Origin of the sequence: Subsaxibacter sp. CAU 1640, from assembly GCF_023156585.1 — a bacterium.
Classification (GTDB): domain Bacteria; phylum Bacteroidota; class Bacteroidia; order Flavobacteriales; family Flavobacteriaceae; genus JBPOFM01.
This window is the reverse complement of sequence record NZ_JALNMI010000002.1, coordinates 153,867-174,686: the sequence shown is the minus strand read 5'-3', so window position 1 is coordinate 174,686 and position 20,820 is coordinate 153,867. Positions and strand designations below refer to the sequence as shown.

The window sequence follows — 20,820 nt, the reverse complement described above, 5'->3', positions numbered from 1 at the left end:
GGTTGTGGTTTTTTTATTCTAAAATTGTTGTTTAAAAAGCAACATCGGGTCGGTAACACCACGTTTAAGGTTGTCACAGAGTAAAAGCGCACGGTCCACGCGCAGTTGGGGGTTCTTTACCCGTATAATGGTGTAGATAATACTGCGTTGTTTGCCTGCCGTAAAGCCTTCAAAAATGGCATAAGCTTCAGCATCGCTCATCAAAACGGCTTCGAGCTCCTCGGGCATCTCCACGCCGTACTTCGAGGTGTCTTCCACCAACTGCAACTCAAAATAATCGTTCTGAAACACGCCCAAAGCCTTCTGATACCGCTTACTGAACATCATCACATAATCATCCGAGTTCTTATCCTTCGATACTGCGGCGTACAACTCAATCATCGCATCCTTATAAAATGCCTGTACCTTCACACGGCTATGCCTAGCGGCTGCAAAGGGTTCAAAAATGTGTTGTGGGATGTACAAGTGGTACTTGTCCAACAATCCCACTTCAAAACGTTCACTTTTTAGCATCACCAATCGCCTCTTTGTTTCACATTCGCCTCACACAGTTGGATGATCTCCACAATACGCTTTTCTCGCGTCGCTTCTCGTTTGGCTTGGTTCAGCCAATACAGATAACTCTTTCTATAAGAAGGCGCAAACCCTTGATAGTTTTCAAATGCAAGCCTATTGTTGTCAAAAGCCTGTTGCAAATCCTCGGGAATGACGCCGTTTTCCACATCATCCAGTGCCGTCCAGCTGCCATTCTCCTTACCAATCGCGATGATACGCTCGCCACTTTCGTGCATCAGTCCAGCCTCGGTGAGTTCTTCAATATAGCGTTTGTTCAGGGCGCTCCAAACGCTCTTTGGGTTTCTTGGTGTAAAGTATTGCCGTCGTTTGCCATCGCCCAGACTCTTCACTGTGGAGTCTATCCACCCATAACACAGCGCCACCTTTACGGCTTCTTCCCAACGCATCGAATCATTCTCGTGTTCCACCTTATAAAAGATCAAATACACCCCTTTTGAAGTGGAATGATTCTGATGCAACCACTCGCGCCATTCCGCATCGGTTTTAAAATAGTGATGTTCCAAGTCTGCCATTACTCTCTTAAGATTTGATTTGGAAACGTAACAATGCTTTCATAGCCATCTTTACCTACGGAAGCCACACCGAAGTAATAATTGTCAATAACGATGCCTTCCAATGTGAAAGATTCTACATTACCCACATATCTCGAATGGTCCCAAGTAGGAGAGGTGGTGTCGCGCCAATAAATCTTATAACCCACGGCGCCATCTACCTTGTTCCATTGCAATTTCGCCGAAGGTTCTACAATACCGCCAATCGCAACCGTAGAAGGCGAAGGTGGAGCAGACGCAATGGAGGCTAAACAAATGGCATTGACAGCCGTCAGTTTTTGGGCGTAGCCAAAGTTGACGTGCTCAAAGGTATCACCATACGCTATGCCATCCTCCACACGAATATCTTGATGTTGCTGGGTATAATTTTCGTGTGCTTCCATAATTCGGACACCAGCATAACCCACATCATTAAACGGTCGATGATGACCACCGCGACCAAAACGGTCCAAACGATACACCATCATCGGATTCATCTCTGGCATATAGGTTTTCGTAGTCTTGAAAATATAACGTGCCAACTGTCTAGAAATACCATCAACCTCGCCACCATAAAATCGTCGTGAGGCACGCTCACGTTCTGTTTCGGTAGGCGGAACTGGCTCTGAAAAGATTCTAAAGGTTCGGTTGTCAATCACACCATCAACCCCTTCAATATTTCCGATCATATCGTTGTTCAAAACCCCGATGATGTCCCAATTATTTGCTTTCGCATATTCTGCAAGGCCTTTACCACCAAACAAACCTTGCTCTTCACCCGACAATCCCACATAAATGATACTACTTTCAAAAGAATATTTTGACAAAACCCGTGCGGCTTCAATAGCACCAGCCATTCCACTTGCATTATCGTTGGCACCAGGAGAGTCAGAGGAGAAGTTGTTAGGGTCAGACACACGTGAGTCGATATCACCGCTCATAATGATATATCGATTTGGGTATTTGCTCCCACGCTGCACGGCTACCACATTCGTCACCCAAACATCCTTGGTAATTCTGTTGTTCTCGCCTTTCTTTACTAAATTCTTCTGAAAAAAAACCTCCAGACAGCCGTTACAATCTTTGGAAATTGTTTCAAATTCTGATTTGATCCAACGCCGTGCGGCACCAATGCCACGTGTATTTGAAACCGTATCGCTCAAAGTATGGCGTGTTCCAAAATCAGCCAAGGTCTTCACATCTTTTTTGATGCGCTCTGCAGATATATTCTGTATGATGTCATAAATTTTTGAATCTGTTTGGGCAAATGCGTCGAGGCTCACAAATAGGAGCAGACAAACAATGTATTTCATAGCTTATTTTGATATAAACATTTTTAATAATTCGCGCACTTTTTCGGAGTCTTTGATATAATAATTGGCGTGGGTTTTCTTATAGCCAACTTTAACGGTATAAGCGTCTTCAGGCATTTCGTCAAACATAAATTCGTCGGTCCAATCATCGCCTATGGTAAATACAAAGTCATAATTCTTTTTAGCCAACCATCTCGCGGCTGCCCGACCTTTGTTGACATTACTGCTTTTGATTTCAATGACTTTATTACCTCGCAAAACAGACAAATCATTATTGGAAATCAAACTGGTCAAAACGGTATTTAATTCTACGGTTCGTATTTGTGCCAATTCAGGATCGGCTTTGCGATAATGCCACGCCAAGGAATAGTTTTTCTTTTCGATGAATGTTCCTGGAGTGCGGTCGACAAAGGTTTCCAAGATAGGTGAGATGTGCTCCATCCAATCAGTCTTTAATCGCTCAATCATATCCCAATCATCATCTTTTGTCTTTAACCAAACACCGTGATCGGTAATCAAGTTATAGGATTCGTTGCCAAACCAATCTTCAAAAGTAGGTCGATCACGACCGCTAATGATGACAATATCTGTATTCTCAAGGTTATTTAGTGCATCTAAAATAGTGATGAGCTCTTCATCTGGCACTGCATCTTCAGGATTGTCCACAAAACCTGTCAAAGTACCGTCATAATCAAGAAAGAGCAAACGTTTATTGGCTTTGTTGAAGTCGATCATCATTTCTTTCTGAACTTGATGTGTGAGTTTTTTAGCTTCAATAGTGCCGTTGTTTTGCTTCGTTGCATTCAAGGTTTTCATAAACTCAAGAGCCCATTTTTCAACCGTGTAGCGTTGCAAACGTTTTTGAAGAATTCCCATTCGTTTTTGCTGCTCTTCGAGTGACATTTCCAAGGCATACTTCAATGCTTTTGCGATACCATAAAAATTATTCGGATTGATGAGCAAAGCTTCATTCATCTCCTTGGAAGCGCCTGCCATTTCACTCAAAATCAAAACACCGTCTTTATTGGTGCGTGTGGCAACATATTCTTTGGCAACCAAATTCATACCATCGCGAATAGGTGTAATAAGCGCCACATCTGATGAGGTATATAAATCAATTAAATTTTCAAAGGGCATGGAACGGTAGAAATACCAAATGGGTGTCCAACTCACAGTGGCAAATTGCCCATTTATACGTCCTACCAACTCATCCGTTTCGCGTTTAAGGCGTTGGTATTGTGGCACGTCTGAACGTGACGGAACCGCCAACATAATCAAACGGACCTTCTCCTTAAATTCAGGATACGTATTCAAGAAATATTCAAATGCACGAATACGATTAGGAATTCCTTTTGTGTAATCCATTCGATCGATTGATAATATCAATTTGGTTGAATCATCAGCTTGTAGATGGTCATCCAATCGTTTTTGCAATTCCGAACGTTCAGATGCTTCCTGATTGGTATGCTTTTCCGCAGCCTCGTGAAACTTCTTGTAATCAATTCCCATAGGGAAGGAGTCCACCTTTACAATACGGTCTTCATAACTGATCTCGTTGAACTTGACTTCCAATCGTAAGATTCGTTTCACCGAACTGAAGAAGTGACGCTCATAATCATAGGTGTGGAACCCTATCAAATCTGAACCGAGCATTCCGTGAAGCAGTTCTTCACGCCAAGGAAAGGTTCTAAATATCTCATAGGATGGATATGGAATATGCAGGAAGAAACCGATGGTGGTATTCGGTCGTTTATCTTTTATCATTTTGGGCACCAAGAGCAATTGATAGTCGTGTACCCAAATGGTATCACCATTATCAGTATGTTCCAATACCACATCAGCAAACTTTTGATTGACTTTTTTATAAGATTCCCATTGCTCATTTTCAAACTCGGTGTATTCCATAAAATAATGAAACAATGGCCAAAGCGTCTTATTGCTAAATCCTAAATAATAATTGTCGATGTCATATTGCGAAAGTGGGACAGTAGCGCACTTTTCTTTGGTCACAGCTTTTTTTACCTTTTCGGCAAGCTCATCGTTCAACTCTTCGTCAGTAACACCAGACCAGCCAATCCAGAGCCCATTACCTTCAGAATGAACAGATTTCAAGCCTGTTGCCAATCCGCCAACACTTGGCGTTACATTCAGTTGGTTTTCTTCGATTTTTACTTGGAGTGGAAGTCTGTTTGAAACAATTATTGTTTTATTCATAGAGTGTCTGTTGGTCACTTTTTATTTTTTTTTTTAATTTAATGAAAAATTAAGTTTTCACCATATAAAAGAAGAGATTTGACAAATAATTTAGATTATGGAATAGTTGGTAATTGCCGAAGTGCAGCATTAATTTCCAAAACAGGTTCCATTGACTGGTGCTGTTTACCAGAATATGATTCACCATCTGTTTTTGCGAAACTATTGGATGATGACATAGGAGGTAAGTTTGCCTTCGTAGTAGATGATGCCTATAAAATTTCTCAACAATACATTCACGATACCTGTATTCTCGTGACCACATTTTCTGAAGGAGGCAATGTGTTTGAAGTGCACGATTTTATGCCGAGATATAAGAAGAATTCAGGTCGTTACCATAATCCGCCAGAAATCATACGTTTTATAAAGCATATTTCAGGGAAGCCAACTTTTAAGGTAGATTACGAACCTAAATTGGAATATGCCCTTGGCGAAACCAATACTTATGTGAAGGATGACTTCATCGTGAGTTTAACCGACAAAGAAAAGTTTGATACGCTCTTTCTTTACAGCGATTTTGATAAAGAAGCAATAGCAAATGCTGATACCATTGAGTTGACTTCTGATGGTTATTTTTGGATAGGTTATAACGAAAAAATAGTTCTGCCATCCCTTAAAAGTGCAAAGCTGGAATTGGAACGAACCAAGGTCTATTGGCTCAATTGGATGGAATTGACATCCTCTTACAAAAAATATAACAAAGAAATAGGTCGAAGTGCAATGACCTTAAAGCTTTTGAGTTACCAAAAGACTGGAGCTGTACTTGCAGCAGCTACCACTTCACTGCCTGAAACTCTGGGAGAAGTGCGTAATTGGGATTATCGCTTTTGCTGGATTCGAGATGCCTCTATGGTCATCAAAGTAGTATCAGAATTAGGTCATAAATTAATGGCAAAACGGTTTTTACAGTTTATTGTGGATTTGATTCCTGATAAGGAAGAAAAATTGCAAATAATGTACGGTATCAATAAAGAAAAGAATTTGGTGGAGATGAAGCTAGACCATTTGAGTGGTTATGGTAATTCAAAGCCTGTTCGTATAGGGAACGCAGCCTATCAACAGAGACAAAATGATATCTACGGAATTTTGATGGATGTGATTCATCAGCAGTTGGTAAATTTTAATAATGATTTGGAAAACGCCGAAGAACTCTGGACCATCACCAAAGGAATCGTTTGGGTGGTTGACAGACATTGGAAAGAGGCAGACAAGGGCATTTGGGAATTTAGAACAGAAGAACGTCATTTCACTTTTTCAAAAGTACTCTGTTGGGTTGCAGTTGATAAAGCCATCAAGGTGGCGAAGATTTTTGGTAAAGACCGGAAAATCCAGCGTTGGATGACCTTGGAACAAGAAATCAAAAATGACATTATGGATAATGCCTGGAATGAAAAAGTACAGGCGTTTACTCAATCTTATGGTTCTGATGACTTGGATGCAGCTGTGCTTTTGATGGAAAATTATGGCTTTATCGAGGCAAAAAATCCTAAATATATGAATACTGTGAAAGCGATTGAAAGAGAGTTGAGCAATGATGGCCTCTTGTATCGCTATAAGAACAAAGATGATTTTGGCTTGCCTTCTTCGTCATTCACTATTTGTACATTCTGGTTTATCAACAGTCTTTACAAGATTGGTGAACGAAAGAAAGCCGTGCAACAGTTTGAAAAATTATTGTCTTACAGTAATCATCTGGGATTGTTCAGTGAAGATATCGATTTTAAAACCAAACGCTTGCTTGGAAACTTTCCGCAGGCCTATTCACATTTGGCATTAATAGAAACCGCTATCAACCTTTCAAATGTTACCGATGAAGAACGAATGATGGAGACGATTTCCAATTAATCTTTTAGAAGCAAAGTTCCAAAAATGTTGGCGTCAATCCAGCCGCGATTTTTGTCTTCGCCTTCCACTGGAATGGAGCCAATAAAGTTTTCACGTTCTGGACTGCCATCATTATCACAATAGGCAATGGCGAAACCAATCTTTTTACCTGATGACAACTTCACAGGATCATTCGATTTGGTTTCATCAAATGTTTCAGCATTATAGAGATTGAATTTTAATTCCCAAAGCATCACATTTCCTGCTGTAGTGTGTTTGGACTCTACGTGCTCATTAAACAATATGCCTTCTTCCTTTGTGGACATATCAGCAGCGTTGCCATCTAAAGCTACGTGATACGCAAAAGCATTATGATTATATTGATGCTCGCCACCACTGTTATCTTCATCAATAAAAACTTCCACACAGTCATCATCCCACCAAAATTTGAGAGGATCTGCTCTCTGGTCAAAAATAGAATCGTCTATTATTTCAGCCAAAACATAAAGGGATTTGTCCGTCCAGGTTAACTTGTATCGCCCTTGAAAATCTGTGGAATCATAAGCTTGTCCTACCCATAATTGATCGATGGGATACCATTTTGTTTCCTTCCAAATGGGTTCATCGGAAATACCATCAATGACGATAGGTTCTATAGATTTTTTGACTTCAATGAGTTGTGTTTCTTTTTTTTGACTTGGAGTCTCTTTAGGTTCAGATTGATTTTTTTTGCAGCTGAAGAAACAAGCTAAAACGATGATAATTGCAATGTTAGTTTTCATTTTTATTTTTTGTAATTGAATTCGACAGTTCTCACCGAACCATTGTCTTGATGAATATCCACATAGACATTCATTTCGTTGTCACTTACTTTTTCAAAAGACATTCCCTCAAAAACGACTCTTGTGGCTGTAATTTCCTTTAGAGGAAAATCGACTGTTTCATCTTTGCTTTCCCAACCTTTCAAATCATTGTCAAAATGTTTCAATTGTAAAATCAGAGTATTTTCAACTTCCCGAATGATTTCAATTTCATAGAAAGAGACTTTTCCGTCATTAATCAATTTGAATGTTGCCATCATAGAGCCACCTGAAGGTTCACTCCAATTTTCTTCGGTTTGTCCACCGAAAGCTTCACCCTTCCAATTGCCAGCAATCCATTTGATGTTTTCTAATTTTGGTTCCAATGGTTGGTTCATCAATTCGGCAACGACCGCAAGTTTTGTTCCATCAGGACTTATGGCCAAGCGAGTGATGTTTGTTAGGTTATAGTCTAAAAGGGATACAGCCAACGTCCAACTTTCATCACTTTTCGGGTTGAATTTATAAAGCGTTCCGCCTTTTGCCATCAGGATGGTTTGGTCACTTAACCAACACATATCTTCTGAAAGAGGCAACGTTTCAATTATCAGTTTGGTTGTGCCTGATATAGGATCGATGGATTTAATTTCCCAAATACTATCCTTTTCTTTTGAAATGTAACTGACCAATTTCGAACCTGGCATATTATGAATGGAACGACCAATGTTTTGCTGTAATTTATGGTTTTCTTTTTTGGAAGTATCTGTTTTATAAAGCGATAAATAATCTGTCTCTAAAACTGCTGACATCACTGTAGTTGGAGCATACCAATTATGATATCCCACTACTAGATTCTCTATCAAAGTCGAATTCTTATTGTTTTTTAAATCATAATGATACAATAATTGCTTGCCATCAGGATCCAAACGAATGGCCGAAACAGCCGACTGATCAGGAATTTTCAACGGCGAATATTCACCACCTTCAGTAGAAGAAATCCAAGTTTTAGTGCCTAAAGTGATGTCGTACATTACGATGTCCGTTTGTCCGTTGCGCGTACCAGCATACAGAATGGTTTTATTGTTCATAAACGAAGGTTGATTGTCATAGCCTTCATTGTTTGATATGTTTTTCATATTTGAAAGCTCGAAAACATCATTATCAGTTTTCAAATCGAATAGAAAAACTTCTGTGTTGGATTGCGAGAATGCCAATGTAGAAAGACAAAGAAGCAACAGAAATAACGGTTTTGTCATCAGTTTTAAGATTGAATTCTTAAAGATAAAGAAAATAAAAAAAGCCAATCCAAACTAAAGGATTGACTTTTTCAACAAACAACTAAAATTAATTTGAATTAGTCTATTTTAGAAGCAGTATTTATTTTCGGTTTTTACTTTTTCGGCAATGGCCTTGCGTAAATCCACGATATCTGGATAGTTTGTATATTTCACAAAACGCTTCAAGCCCATCAACAACATACGTTGCTCATCGCCTTCAGCAAATGAAATGATACTTTCTTTTCCGTTTTTCTCTACAATAGAAACGGCATTGTATAAGTACAGTTTCGCCATTGCTATTTGAACTTCTTGCGCTTTTTCTCCAAAACGTTTAGCGTTTTTCTCTGTTCTCAAAATAGTTGATTCCGCCATATAGATTTCAATCAAAATATCTGAAGCTGCAATCAACAATTGTTGGTGTGCATCTAAATCTGGACCGAATTTTTGAACAGCAGCACCAGCCACCATCAAGAAAACTTTTTTCAATTTTGCAATCATCTCTTTTTCTTCTGAAAACAATTCAGAGTAATCAGGCGTTTCAAACGAAGGAATCCCCATCAATTCATTTTGCACAGCAGTTGCAGGTCCTAACAAATCAACGTGTCCTTTCATTGCTTTTTTGACCAACATCCCAACTGAAAGCATTCTGTTGATTTCATTAGTGCCTTCGTAAATTCTTGCAATACGAGCATCTCTCCACGCAGCTTCCATAGGTGTTTCTTCAGAGAATCCCATTCCGCCAAAAATCTGAATGCCTTCATCAGCACAGTTCTGAACGTCTTCAGAAACAGCCACTTTCAAGATGGAACACTCAATTGCGTATTCTTCAACACCTTTGAGCTCTGCTTCCTGATGACTGTTACCAGCAGCTTCTCTTAAAGCAATTCGGTCTTCAATATTTTTTGCAGCTCTGTAACACGCAGATTCACCAGCATAAGCGCTTGTTGCCATTTCAGCCAACTTGTATTTGATGGCACCAAAATCAGCAATTGGAGTTTTAAATTGTTTGCGCTCATTGGCATATTGAACAGCCGTCGTTGTGATTCTTCTTTGTGAATCGAGGCAGGCGGCAGCTAATTTAATACGACCAACGTTCAATGCATTCATCGCAATTTTAAATCCGTTACCTCTTTCAGATAGCATATTTTCAACAGGAACGACTGTATCATTGAAAAACACTTGGCGAGTGGAAGAAGCTCTAATCCCAAGTTTGTGTTCCTCTTCACCTAAAGTGATACCGTTTGAAGGATCATTTTCAACAATAAAACCAGTGATGTTTTTATCATTTTCAATTCGAGCGAATACAATGAACAATTTGCAGAAACCAGCATTGGAAATCCACATTTTTTGTCCATTGATTTTATAAGACTTTCCATCAGACGTCAATTCAGCTGTTGTTTTACCAGAGTTTGCATCACTACCTGCACCAGGCTCGGTCAAACAATAGGCACCAAACCATTCACCTGAAGCCAATTTTGGTACGTATTTTTGCTTTTGTTCTTCTGTTCCATAAAGTGTGATTGGCATCGTCCCAATACCTGTATGGGCTCCAAATGCCGTACTGAATGATCCAGTTCCACTGGAAATATATTCGCATACAATCATTGTGGAAACAAAACCCATTCCCAATCCACCATAAGCTTCTGGTACGGCGACTCCCAGGAAGCCCATATCACCCGCTTTTCTCATTACCTCCTCGGTTAGCGCATAATCTTTGGCTTCAAAACGAGGTTTATGAGGAATAATCTCACGGTCATTAAATTCGATGACAGAGTCGCGCATCATTTTTTGCTCCTCATTAAAATCTTCTGGAGTAAAAACGTCTTCGCATTTTGTTTCCTTTACCAAAAACTGACCTCCACGTAAGATGTCTTTTTCAACTGTTTCCATTTTATTGTTGTATTAAGTTGTTTAGTTTAAAAATTCAAAAATTCCACAAGCCCCTTGACCGGTACCAACACACATTGTCACAGCGCCATACTTACCTTTCATATTTCGTTGACGCATTTCATCAAATAGCTGAACGGACAATTTCGCTCCTGTGCAGCCCAAAGGATGGCCTAGAGCAATGGCACCACCATTGACATTGATGATATCCGGATTAAGGCCTAGTTCTCTGATGACAGCCAATGATTGTGAAGCAAAGGCTTCATTCAATTCAATCAATTCTAAATCTGATTGTTGTAAGTTAGCTTGTTTTAATGCCTTCGGAATGGCTTTCACTGGGCCAATTCCCATAATTCGTGGCTCTACACCAGCTGCCGCATAACTCACCAGTCGAGCGATAGGCTCTAGATTTAATTCTTTTACCAAATCTTCGCTCATCAACATTACAAATGCTGCACCATCACTCATTTGCGATGAGTTACCCGCTGTGACGCTACCATTAGCGGCAAACACTGGACGTAGCTTCGCCAGAGCTTCAAGATTAGTACCTGCTCTTGGACCTTCGTCTTTTGTAACAGTATATTTTTTAGTTGCTTTTTTCCCGTTATCATCGAGATAGGTTTGTTCTACTTCAATGGGAACAATTTGATGTTGAAAACGATTTTCGGCTTGCGCTTTCAAAGCTTTCATATGAGAATTATAGGCAAACTCATCTTGATCTTCACGAGATACTTTGAATTGCTTTGCAACAGCTTCTGCTGTATTTCCCATTCCCCAATAATAATCTTCGTGTCCTGCCTTTACGGTATCATAATTCAATTCTGGCTTAAAACCTGTCATTGGCACGCTGCTCATACTTTCGGAACCACCAGCAATGATACAATCTGCCATTCCTGCTTGAATTTTTGCAGTGGCGATACCAATGGTTTCGATTCCAGATGAACAGAAACGGTTGACAGTCACTCCTGGAACATCGACGCTATTTAATCCGATTAAGGAAATAAATCGAGCCATATTCAAACCTTGAGAGCCTTCTGGCATCGCATTTCCAACAATAACGTCGTCAATACGTTTGACATCCAATTGAGGTAATTCCTTCATCATATATTGAATGGTTTCAGCACCCAATTCATCTGCTCTTTTAAAACGGAACACGCCTTTTGGTGCTTTGCCAACAGCTGTTCTGTATGCTTTTACGATATATGCTTGTTTCATTTTATTTTATAGTATTGAGTATTGAGATTTTAGTATTGAGTTTTTACAGTTTTTGCTGAAATGAATAATTCATTTTTTGTATTTCAATACAAGATTCAATAACTGGTTGTACTTTCTCTTTGTTTATAAGGTTTAATTCTACTAATAATATCAATTGAGTTTGAAGTTCATAATTTGAACCATTAGCAATACTTAAGAAATGCTTAAACTCTTTTTGTGAATTTCTCCCTGCTCCTTCAGCTATATTTGAAGGAATTGAGACGGCACTTCTTTTAATTTGAGATGTTAGACCAAATTTTTCGTCAGAAGGTAATTGTGCAACTAGTAGATAAATAGTTTTAGCCAAATCAATTGACTTCTTCCATATTTTTAAATCTTCTACTTTATGCATTTTAAATTCTCATTACTCAATACTAAAATCTCAATGCTTATCGCAATTAGTTGCGAAGCGGTTTTCCTGTTTTCAACATATGTTGAATACGTTCTAGGGTTTTTCTTTCGGTACAAAGTGATAAAAACGCTTCACGTTCCAAATCCAACAAATACTGCTCGGTGACAAGTGTCGGTTCTGATAAGTCACCTCCTGCCATCACATAAGCCAATTTGTTTGCGATTTTTTGATCGTGTTCACTGATGTAGTTGCTATCTTCCATAGAATCAGTTCCTACCAAGAACATACCGAGTGCTTGCTTACCAAGAACTTTGATGTCGCTTCGTTTCACAGGTTGTGTGTACCCAGCATCGGCCATCAATTTGGCGTGCGCTTTTGCAGTAGCAATTTGTCTGTCTTTATTGACAACAACAATATCTTTTCCTTTTTGAAGAACTCCTAAATCGAATGCTTCATAAGCCGATGTGGAGACCTTCGCCATTCCGATTGTAAGGAAATATTCTTGCAAGATGTTTAATTCCACGTCTCCTTTTCTGAATAGATCTTGAGCTCTCAAAGCCATTTCTTTGGAACCACCACCACCAGGAATCACACCAACACCAAACTCAACAAGTCCCATATAAGTTTCCGCAGCAGCAACTACTTTGTCAGCGTGCAGCGACAACTCGCAACCACCTCCCAAAGTCATTCCGTGAGGCGCTGACACAGTAGGAATTGATGAATAGCGCATACGCATCATCGTGTCTTGGAAATATTTGATAGCCATATTAAGCTCGTCATATTCTTGCTCTGCAGCCATCATAAATATCATTCCGATGTTTGCACCGACCGAAAAATTTGCAGCTTGATTTCCAACCACCAATCCAGCAAAATCTTTTTCAGCAAAATCGATGGCTTTATTGAGTCCAGCAAGTACATCGCCACCAATGGTGTTCATTTTTGTTTGAAATTCGACATTCAAAATTCCATCACCTAAATCTTCAACAACGACTCCGGAATTTTTCCAAACTTCATTCGACTTTCTAATGTTATCTAATATGATGAATGAATCTTGTCCCGGAATTTTTTCTTGAGATTTTGAAGGAATGTTGTAGCTATAGCTTGCACCATCTTTAACCGTATAAAACGATTTGCTTCCAGATGCCAACATCTCATTCACCCAATCAGATGGCTCCAAACCTTCCGCTTTCATCATCTCGATGCCTTTTTCTACACCGATGGCATCCCAAATTTGGAAAGGACCGTGTTCCCATCCAAAACCAGCTTTCATAGCATCATCAATCTTATATAATTGGTCAGTGATTTCGGGAATACGATTTGAAACATAAGCGAACAATGCTGCAAAACTCTTTCGGTAAAATTCACCGGCCTTATCTTTTCCAGAAACCAAAACTTTGAAGCGGTCAACCACTTTATCAATGGTTTTGGTAAGTTCCAACGTAGCAAAATTGGCTTTTTTATTGGCTCTGTATTCTAATGTATTGAGGTCTAATGATAAAATATCTTTTGAACCATCTGATTTTCTTTCGAGTTTATAAAAACCTTGACCTGTTTTGCTTCCATACCATTTCTTTTCCATCATTGTATCTATGAAATCTGGAAGTTTGAAAAGCTCTAGGCGTTCATCTTTAGGGCAATTCTCTCTAATGCCATTGGCTACGTGAACCAATGTATCTAAACCAACAACGTCCACTGTACGGAATGTGGCTGATTTGGGTCTGCCGATTACTGGGCCAGTCAATTTATCGACTTCTTCAACTGTCAAATCCATTTCTTTAACAGTATGGAACAAACTCATAATGCTGAAAATGCCGATTCTGTTACCAATGAATGCTGGTGTATCTTTGGCAACGACAGACGTTTTTCCTAGAAACTGTTCTCCATAACCGTTTAAGAATTCCAACACCGAAGCATCCGTTTTTGGTCCAGGAATCACTTCAAATAGTTTTAAATAACGTGCTGGATTGAAAAAGTGTGTCCCGCAGAAATGCTTTTGAAAATCCTCACTGCGACCTTCACTCATAAAGTGAATAGGGATACCAGATGTGTTTGATGTGATTAAAGTACCTGGAGTTCGATATTTTTCCAACTTTTCAAATACTTGCTTCTTGATGTCAAGACGCTCCACAACAACTTCCATAATCCAATCCACATCTTTCACCTTGGCGATGTCATCTTCAAGATTACCAGTTTTAATGCGACTTGCAAAATCTTGATGATAAATAGGAGAGGGTTTCGATTTTAATGAGGCCGTCAAAGAGTCGTTAACGATTCTATTTCTGACAACTTTGTCTTCGAGTGTCAGACCTTTTGCTTTTTCGGCATCGGTTAACTCCCTTGGCACAATGTCTAGAAGCAATACTTCAACTCCAATATTTGCGAAGTGACAGGCAATGCCACTTCCCATAATTCCAGAGCCAATGATGGCAGTTTTTTTGATTCTACGTTTACTCATATTATTTTAAACTATGTTCTTTTTGGTTGTAAATGTTTTTATTGGAAATCATATTGTTGATGACTTCAGCCACTTCGTAAAAGTTGGCAAGTTGTTCAGGTGTGACACTATTTTTGATAGTTTCGTTGAAGGTCAAAACCTTTTCTCTTGAATAAGCACGTTTTTCTTTACCGAAGTCCGTCAGAAAAATTAAAACACCACGTCCATCATCTGGGTTTGGTCTACGTTCGATAAGACCACGCTCTTCCATAGATTTTAATGTTCTTGAAAGGCTGGTTGCTTCCATTCCCATTTTGGGTCCAAGAGACGTTGAAGGTGTTCCTTTTTCAGGGTCAATACTCAAAAGCGCAAAACCCGTAGCCATAGTACTCTCAAATTTGGCAGCTTCTTCATTGTACATTTTTGTAACTGCTAACCAAGTGGTTCTCAATACATAGTCAATGGTTTTATCCTTCATAAGATGATTTTAGGAAATCCAAATATACAAAAATTTATTATGCACGCATAATAAATTAATATTAAATTTTAATTATCCAATTTAATCTGGAAGGCAGAGGTTTTAAGAATAAATCTTGTCGTATAGGTCTTTGTAAATACGTTTGATGACGTCGCGCTTCATCTTCATTGTAGGTGTGAGTTGACCTCCATCAATACCCCAAATATCTGGTGTGAGCTCAAACTTTTTGATTTGCTCCCAATGTCCAAATTTTTTGTTGCAGGCATCAATTTCTTTTTGAATTCTATCCTTAACATCTTTGGAAGATGCTATTTCGGCATTAGAAGTGCCAATATTTTTCTTTTTTCTTTCGATCCAATCTTTGATGAATTCAAAATTTGGTTGTATCAAGGCGGCTGGCATTTTTTCGCCTTCACCAACAACCATTACTTGCTCAATAAAACGCGATTGTTTCAATTCATTTTCGAGAAGTGTAGGAATGATGTATTTTCCACCAGACGTCTTGAACATTTCTTTTTTGCGACCAGTGATTTTCAAAAATCCATCTGAATCAATTTCACCCTTGTCACCAGTATGAAAATAATCGCCAGTCATCACCTCTGATGTTTTTTGAGGGTCTTTGTAATAGCCAAGCATCACGTTTGGTCCTTTAATTAAGATCTCACCATCTTCCGCAATTTTAACTTCAACATTGTCAATGGGTTTACCTACTGTTCCTACTTTAAAATTATGATCTTCATACATTCCAACGGAAACTACGGGTGAAGTTTCAGTCAGTCCATAACCTTCCATCACTTGCATTTTTGCGGCACAAAATATTCTGGTCAATCTTGGCTGTAAAGGCGCACTTCCAGAAACCATCGTAGTCAAATTTCCACCTAGAGCTTCTCGCCATTTGCTAAATATCAGTTTATTGGCGATACTCAATTGAAACTCATACCACCAACCATTTTTTCCGTAAGGTTCCCATTTTTCACCAAGGCCAACGGCCCAGAAGAATAAACTTTTTTTGATTCCTGAAAGTTCTTCGGCTTTAGCATTGATTTTATCATAAACTTTTTCGAGCAGACGAGGCACCACACTCATCAAATTTGGTTTTACTTCTTTGGCATTATCTGCTATTTTATCAATTCCTTCGGCAAAATATATGCTCAATCCAGCATACTGATAGATATAGATAAGAACACGTTCGAAAATATGACATACAGGAAGAAAGCTTAAAATACGAGTTTCCCCGACAATTAAAGGTAACCTTGGAATACTATCTAGAGAGTTACTTGTAATATTCCAATGTGATAGCATAACGCCTTTTGGTTTTCCTGTTGTACCTGAAGTATAGATAATCGTAGCCAAGTCATCAGGTTTTACATCATCTTTTCTTGCTTCTACTTCGGCTTGATTGTTACTGTCTTCACCTAGTTTGAAAAGTTCAGAATAATGTTTACATCCTTTAATTTCATCAAAAGAATACACATCTTTCACTTTCGTATTCCCCATTACCTTTTTTACTTTTTCCAGAATTTCTTCGTCAGAAACAAAGCAATAAATTGATTCGCTATGATTTAAAACGTACTCATAGTCTTCGGAAGAAATAGTGGGATAAATTGGGATGTTTTGAGCTCCAACTTGAAGAATTCCAATATCCATAATGTTCCATTCTGTTCTGTTGGCAGTGGAAATGACGGCAATCTTATCATTTTTTTTGATTCCCATTCTCAACAACGCTCGGCTGATGGCGTTAGCTTTATCAATATATTCTTGAGTGGAGGTTTTAACCCATTTACCATTATATTTTGTAACCAATGCAGAATCATTGGGTTTGTTTTGAAGTTGGTAGTATGGGAAATCAAATAATCTTGTAACGTCTGTCATTGAAATTCAGTAAGGGTGTTAGTGCAAATTAGCGAAATAATAACGATTTTCAAATATGCCAATAAAAAAGATGCATATTTTGAAATATCTTAAAAAAAGCAAATCTTATTGCTATTTTTGCAATTTGGATGTCATTCGGGATGTAGCGCAGCCTGGTAGCGTACTAGCATGGGGTGCTAGGGGTCGCTGGTTCAAATCCAGTCATCCCGACAAAAAAAGGAGCTTAATTAGGCTCCTTTTTGATTATTTATTTTCAATCCATTTTCTGGCATTTACGAAGGCTTCCAACCACGGAGATGCTTCATCTTTTCTGCCTTTAGGGTAATTTGCCCAATTCCATTGGAAAGTAGAACGCTCAATATGAGGCATGGTTACCAAATGACGCCCTGTTTCGTCACACATCATAGCCGTGTTAAAATCAGATCCATTAGGATTGTGCGGATACCCCTCATAACCGTATTTTGCAACAATATGATACTTGTCTTCTAAATAAGGTAAGCTGAATTTTCCTTCGCCATGTGAAATCCAAACGCCTAAAGTTGTTCCAGCCAAAGTAGAAAGCATTACCGAGTTATTCTCTTGAATTTTTACAGAAGTAAAAGCACTTTCGTGTTTGTGAGAATCGTTATAGGTCATTTTTCCGTGTTTCTCGTGCTCGGGGTTGATAAGTTCTAGTTCCATCCATAATTGACAACCGTTACAAATACCTACAGACAGCGTGTCTTCTCTCGCAAAGAAGTTTTTAATGACTTCGTTGGCCTTTTCGTTGTATTTAATTGCACCTGCCCAACCTTTTGCAGAACCCAACACGTCAGAGTTTGAGAAACCGCCAACAGCACCTAAAAACCGGATGTCTTCAAGCGTTTCACGACCAGAAATCAAATCGGTCATATGAACGTCTTTTACATCAAAACCAGCTAAATACATAGCATTTGCCATTTCGCGTTCCGAATTACTCCCTTTTTCACGAAGGATGGCGGCTTTTGGCCTTGGTTTGCTATTGTCTACTTTTGGAAGTTTGCCTGTAAAGTGACTTGGGAATGTATAGTTTAAAGGTTGATTTTTATAATTGTCAAAACGATTTTGAGCTAAACCATTGGCCGTTTGTTTTTGGTCGAGTAGAAAAGAGGTTTTGTACCACATATCACGCAAGCGAGACACAGTCATTGTGAACACATCCGTTCCATTGATGATGCTCAACACATCACTTTCAGTGACTTTACCTATGTTGAAAAACTCAATATCAGCATTCCTTAAAACGGTTTCAATTGAAGCATCTTTTGCTTGAATCACAATTCCAGCATTTTCCGCGAATAGTACCTTAAACGAGTCTTTTTCGTTTATTGCAGTAATATCCAATTCAGCACCCAAATTGTTGTCGGCAAAACAAAGCTCTAACAAGGTGGTGATTAAACCACCAGAAGCTACGTCGTGACCCGCAACAATTTTTTCATCCAAAATCAATTTCTGAATGGTGTTGAACACTGTTTTTACATAGTCGGCACTCTTTACCGTTGGCGCTTGGTTTCCAATTTTATTAACTACTTGCGCAAACGAACTTCCACCTAATTTATAGGTGTCTTGAGAAAGATTTATATAGTAGATATCGCCACCATTTTTTTGTAAAACAGGCTCGATTACCTTGGTAATGTCTGTACAATTCGCTCCCGCAGAAATGATGACGGTTCCGGGTGCAATCACTTCCTCATTGGGATATTTTTGCTTCATCGAAAGAGAATCTTTACCTGTAGGAACATTGATTCCTAAATCGATAGCAAACTCTGAAACCGCCTGAACAGCTTCGTACAAACGCGCATCTTCGCCTTCGTTTTTACAAGGCCACATCCAGTTGGCAGATAAAGACACATTTTTTAAACCGTCTTTCAAAGGTGCCCAAATAATGTTGGTCAACGCTTCAGTAATGGAATTTCTGCTTCCCGCAATAGGATCTATTAATGCTGAAACTGGCGAATGCCCAATAGAGGTGGCAACGCCTTCTTTTCCTTTATAATCTAATGCGATAACACCTACATTGTTCAAAGGAATCTGTAACGGCCCAACGCACTGTTGTTTGGCTACTTTACCGCCTACACAACGGTCTACTTTATTGGTGAGCCAGTCTTTACAAGCGACGGCTTCCAATTGTAATAGTTGATCTAAATAGTCGAAAAATTTATCCTTGTTGTAAACAATATCAGAGTAATTTCTTTTGATAGTTGTATCTGTCATTATGGTTTTTGGCGAGCTACCAAACATATCTTCCATAGCCAAATCCATAGGTTTGGTGTCTTTGGTATTAGACTCGAATGTAAACCTATGGTTACCTGTAACATCTCCAACGGTGTACATCGGCGAACGTTCTCGGTCGGCAATTTTTTGGAGGATTTCAATATGTTTTTCACCAATAACAAGCCCCATGCGTTCTTGCGATTCATTACCGATAATCTCTTTTGCAGAAAGCGTTGGGTCGCCAACAGGTAGTTTATCTAAATCTATATGACCACCAGTTTCTTCAACCAATTCACTCAAGCAGTTTAAGTGGCCACCAGCACCGTGGTCGTGAATGGAGACAATGAAATTTTCATCGCTTTCTACCATACCACGAATGGCATTGGCTGCACGTTTTTGCATTTCTGGATTGGAACGTTGCACCGCATTTAATGTTATTCCTGATGAAAATTCTCCTGTATCAGCACTAGAAACAGCTGCGCCTCCCATTCCAATGCGGTAATTTTCACCACCAAGAATTACAACTTTATCACCTGTCTTTGGGGTATCTTTTAAGGCTTGGTTAGCTTTACCGTAACCAATACCACCAGCAAGCATAATCACTTTATCAAAACCAAGTTTTCTAGCATCTTCTTCGTGTTCAAAAGTCAAGACGGAGCCAGCAATTAAGGGCTGTCCGAACTTGTTACCAAAATCGGATGCACCATTAGATGCTTTAATCAAGATATCCATTGGAGTTTGATATAGCCAATCACGTTCGTTCATACCTTTTTCCCAAGGACGATTTTCTTCCAATCTAGAATAAGAAGTCATATAAACCGCAGTTCCAGCTAGAGGTAGTGCACCTTTACCGCCAGCTAAACGGTCACGAATTTCACCACCAGAACCCGTGGCAGCACCATTAAAAGGCTCCACCGTAGTAGGGAAATTGTGCGTTTCGGCTTTAATCGAAATAACAGATTCAAAATTTTTGGTTTGATAATAATCAGGTAAATCTGCACGTATCGGTGCAAATTGTTCTATTATCGGACCTTTGATAAAAGCAACATTATCTTTATAAGCAGAAACAATATCATTCGGATTCTTATTGGATGTTTCTCTAATCATTTTGAAGAGCGACATTGGTTTTTCTTCGCCATCAATAACAAAAGTTCCATTAAAAATTTTGTGGCGACAATGCTCCGAATTGATTTGCGCAAAACCATACACTTCAGAATCTGTCAAAGGTCTTCCCAGTTTTTGAGAAAGATTATTTAAATATTCAACTTCTTCATCATTTAAGGCCAATCCTTCTTGAGCATTATAGGTGGCAATGTCTTCAATATTCCTGATGGATTCAGGTGCAATATTAACTGTAAAGCTCTCTTGATTCAGACCTTTATATTTTTGGGAAATCATAGGGTCGTAATCCTTGAAATCTTCAGCTACGGCTGTAAATTCTTCAATACGAATAATACCGTCAATGCCCATATTTTGTGTGATTTCCACTGCATTAGTGCTCCACGGCGTAATCATAGCAGCGCGAGGGCCAACAAAAAAAGCATCCAAAGATGCTTGTTCTATTTTGGGCTGGTTGGCAAAAACCCACACTAATTTAGAAAGGGAGTCAGTTGATAATTCTTTTGTTGCTTGAACAGCAAAGATCTTGCTGTTTTGGTTTCCAAAGAAGTGAATCATTATGTTGTATTTGTGTTGTTTTAAGAAAGTGCAAATTTAAAGTTTTTCCTCGTATAACATCGTG

The 20,820-nt window shown here is 39.0% G+C and carries 14 protein-coding genes and 1 tRNA gene; 2 read left to right on the top strand and 13 right to left on the bottom strand.

All coding sequences use genetic code 11. From position 1 onward, the window contains the following. Positions 1–18 precede the first annotated feature (18 nt). The 4 genes from M0G43_RS05310 to M0G43_RS05295 are packed head-to-tail and all read right to left on the bottom strand — an operon-like array spanning position 19 to position 4,633. Entirely contained in the window at positions 19–513 is a 495-nt protein-coding gene (locus tag M0G43_RS05310) for a YdeI/OmpD-associated family protein (RefSeq protein WP_248024142.1), read from the bottom strand. Next, a complete protein-coding gene (locus M0G43_RS05305; protein ID WP_248024140.1) occupies positions 513–1,088 on the bottom strand; it encodes a YdeI/OmpD-associated family protein in 576 nt (191 codons plus the stop codon). Before M0G43_RS05305 ends, M0G43_RS05310 begins: the two co-directional genes overlap by 1 nt. Next, positions 1,088–2,419 carry a M28 family peptidase gene (locus tag M0G43_RS05300; RefSeq protein WP_248024138.1) on the bottom strand — a complete coding sequence of 444 codons (1,332 nt, stop codon included), beginning with the start codon at positions 2,417–2,419 and terminating at the stop codon, positions 1,088–1,090. Before M0G43_RS05300 ends, M0G43_RS05305 begins: the two co-directional genes overlap by 1 nt. Before the next feature lie 3 nt (positions 2,420–2,422). Next, positions 2,423–4,633: a bifunctional alpha,alpha-trehalose-phosphate synthase (UDP-forming)/trehalose-phosphatase gene (locus tag M0G43_RS05295; RefSeq protein ID WP_248024136.1), complete on the bottom strand. Its 2,211-nt coding sequence runs from the start codon at positions 4,631–4,633 to the stop codon at positions 2,423–2,425. Positions 4,634–4,711: 78 nt separating this feature from the next. On the opposite strand from M0G43_RS05295, the gene M0G43_RS05290 reads away from it, so the two are divergent. Then, positions 4,712–6,517, top strand: a complete 1,806-nt coding sequence (locus M0G43_RS05290) for a glycoside hydrolase family 15 protein (protein ID WP_248024134.1) — start codon at positions 4,712–4,714, stop codon at positions 6,515–6,517. Here M0G43_RS05290 and M0G43_RS05285 read toward each other — a convergent pair. The 8 genes from M0G43_RS05285 to M0G43_RS05250 form a co-directional block, all read right to left on the bottom strand. Beyond that, positions 6,514–7,278, bottom strand: coding sequence for a CBM9 family sugar-binding protein (locus tag M0G43_RS05285; RefSeq protein WP_248024132.1), 765 nt, complete (start codon positions 7,276–7,278; stop codon positions 6,514–6,516). The genes M0G43_RS05290 and M0G43_RS05285 overlap by 4 nt on opposite strands. Positions 7,279–7,280: 2 nt before the next feature. After that, complete coding sequence (locus M0G43_RS05280) at positions 7,281–8,552, bottom strand: DUF6265 family protein (RefSeq protein ID WP_248024130.1); 1,272 nt, start codon at positions 8,550–8,552, stop codon at positions 7,281–7,283. A 108-nt stretch (positions 8,553–8,660) separates the two neighbouring features. Beyond that, positions 8,661–10,463, bottom strand: a complete 1,803-nt coding sequence (locus M0G43_RS05275; RefSeq protein WP_248024128.1) for an acyl-CoA dehydrogenase family protein — start codon at positions 10,461–10,463, stop codon at positions 8,661–8,663. A gap of 21 nt (positions 10,464–10,484) precedes the next feature. Then, positions 10,485–11,675, bottom strand: a complete 1,191-nt coding sequence (locus M0G43_RS05270; protein WP_248024126.1) for an acetyl-CoA C-acyltransferase — start codon at positions 11,673–11,675, stop codon at positions 10,485–10,487. Between the two features lie 43 nt (positions 11,676–11,718). After that, a complete protein-coding gene (locus M0G43_RS05265) occupies positions 11,719–12,066 on the bottom strand; it encodes a four helix bundle protein (protein WP_248024124.1) in 348 nt (115 codons plus the stop codon). Between the two features lie 46 nt (positions 12,067–12,112). Further along, the gene (locus M0G43_RS05260) at positions 12,113–14,521 is read right to left on the bottom strand and encodes a 3-hydroxyacyl-CoA dehydrogenase/enoyl-CoA hydratase family protein (protein WP_248024122.1); all 2,409 of its coding nucleotides are present in this window, start codon (positions 14,519–14,521) and stop codon (positions 12,113–12,115) included. A gap of 1 nt (position 14,522) precedes the next feature. Next, positions 14,523–14,978 (bottom strand): MarR family winged helix-turn-helix transcriptional regulator, encoded by a 456-nt coding sequence (locus M0G43_RS05255; RefSeq protein ID WP_248024120.1) that lies wholly within the window; start codon positions 14,976–14,978, stop codon positions 14,523–14,525. 102 nt (positions 14,979–15,080) lie between these two features. Then, positions 15,081–16,850, bottom strand: coding sequence for an AMP-dependent synthetase/ligase (locus tag M0G43_RS05250; RefSeq protein WP_248024119.1), 1,770 nt, complete (start codon positions 16,848–16,850; stop codon positions 15,081–15,083). 136 nt (positions 16,851–16,986) lie between these two features. On the opposite strand from M0G43_RS05250, the gene M0G43_RS05245 reads away from it, so the two are divergent. Further along, positions 16,987–17,060, top strand: a tRNA-Pro gene (locus M0G43_RS05245). A gap of 33 nt (positions 17,061–17,093) precedes the next feature. Here the strand turns inward: M0G43_RS05245 and purL are convergent. Beyond that, positions 17,094–20,756, bottom strand: a complete 3,663-nt coding sequence (purL, locus tag M0G43_RS05240) for a phosphoribosylformylglycinamidine synthase (protein WP_248024118.1) — start codon at positions 20,754–20,756, stop codon at positions 17,094–17,096. Between the last annotated feature and the right edge of the window lie 64 nt (positions 20,757–20,820).

Bases quoted from the DNA above. Each gene is read 5' to 3' on its own strand.
- M0G43_RS05310 (WP_248024142.1), bottom strand. From the start codon at position 513: ATGCTAAAAAGTGAACGTTTTGAAGTGGGATTGTTGGACAAGTACCAC.
- M0G43_RS05305 (WP_248024140.1), bottom strand. From the start codon at position 1,088: ATGGCAGACTTGGAACATCACTATTTTAAAACCGATGCGGAATGGCGC.
- M0G43_RS05300 (WP_248024138.1), bottom strand. From the start codon at position 2,419: ATGAAATACATTGTTTGTCTGCTCCTATTTGTGAGCCTCGACGCATTT.
- M0G43_RS05295 (WP_248024136.1), bottom strand. From the start codon at position 4,633: ATGAATAAAACAATAATTGTTTCAAACAGACTTCCACTCCAAGTAAAA.
- M0G43_RS05285 (WP_248024132.1), bottom strand. From the start codon at position 7,278: ATGAAAACTAACATTGCAATTATCATCGTTTTAGCTTGTTTCTTCAGC.
- M0G43_RS05280 (WP_248024130.1), bottom strand. From the start codon at position 8,552: ATGACAAAACCGTTATTTCTGTTGCTTCTTTGTCTTTCTACATTGGCA.
- M0G43_RS05275 (WP_248024128.1), bottom strand. From the start codon at position 10,463: ATGGAAACAGTTGAAAAAGACATCTTACGTGGAGGTCAGTTTTTGGTA.
- M0G43_RS05270 (WP_248024126.1), bottom strand. From the start codon at position 11,675: ATGAAACAAGCATATATCGTAAAAGCATACAGAACAGCTGTTGGCAAA.
- M0G43_RS05265 (WP_248024124.1), bottom strand. From the start codon at position 12,066: ATGCATAAAGTAGAAGATTTAAAAATATGGAAGAAGTCAATTGATTTG.
- M0G43_RS05260 (WP_248024122.1), bottom strand. From the start codon at position 14,521: ATGAGTAAACGTAGAATCAAAAAAACTGCCATCATTGGCTCTGGAATT.
- M0G43_RS05255 (WP_248024120.1), bottom strand. From the start codon at position 14,978: ATGAAGGATAAAACCATTGACTATGTATTGAGAACCACTTGGTTAGCA.
- M0G43_RS05250 (WP_248024119.1), bottom strand. From the start codon at position 16,850: ATGACAGACGTTACAAGATTATTTGATTTCCCATACTACCAACTTCAA.
- purL (WP_248024118.1), bottom strand. From the start codon at position 20,756: ATGATTCACTTCTTTGGAAACCAAAACAGCAAGATCTTTGCTGTTCAA.